General features: G+C 65.3%; 1 protein-coding gene. It reads right to left on the bottom strand.

The features are described from left to right. A partial coding sequence (locus CF70_RS19645) for an IS256 family transposase (protein ID WP_035868216.1) occupies positions 1-712 on the bottom strand: 712 nt, incomplete at both ends.

Genomic DNA, 712 nt, shown 5'->3' with positions numbered 1-712 from the left:
GGGCGCCGTGTACACGGGCTTGAGCGCAGCCGCTACGGCCCGGCGCTCCTTCCAACTGGCGTATTCCAGGCTATTGCGGATCAGGTGCACGATGCAGGTCTGCAGCGTCGTGTTCGGGAACACCGCGTTCAGGGCCTGTTCCATGCCCTTGAGCCCGTCAGTCACCGCAATCAGGATGTCCTGCGTGCCGCGGGTCCTCAGGTCATTGAACACCTTCATCCAGAACTTGGCGCCTTCGGTGGTTTCGATCCACAGGCCCAGGATGTCGCGCGTGCCGTCTGGCAGTACGCCCAGGGCCAGGTAGACCGCCTTGTTGCGCACCACGCCGTCCTCACGCATCTTGACGCGCAGCGCGTCGAAGAACACCACCGGGTACATCACCTCGAGCGGACGGGCCTGCCAGGCAGTGACTTCGTCCATGACCGCGTCGGTCACCGAACTGATGAACTCGGGCGAGACTTCGGTGCCGTACTGTTCAGCCAGGAATGCCTGGATCTCGCGCACGGTCATGCCACGGGCATACATGGCGATGATCTTGTCGTCGAACCCGGTGAGGCGCCGCTCGTGCTTGGGAATCAGGGGCGGATCAAAGCTGCCGTCGCGGTCGCGCGGGATGTTCACCCGCAGCGGCCCGTCCTCAGTCAGGACGGTCTTGGCGCTCTTGCCGTTGCGCTGGTTGGCCGTGCCAGCCGGGCGCTCCGCGCCCGGCTGG

This window comes from Cupriavidus sp. SK-3 (assembly GCF_000611145.1).
GTDB lineage: Bacteria > Pseudomonadota > Gammaproteobacteria > Burkholderiales > Burkholderiaceae > Cupriavidus.
Note: the sequence above shows the minus strand (reverse complement) of the source record. Positions and strands in the feature narration are given on the sequence as shown.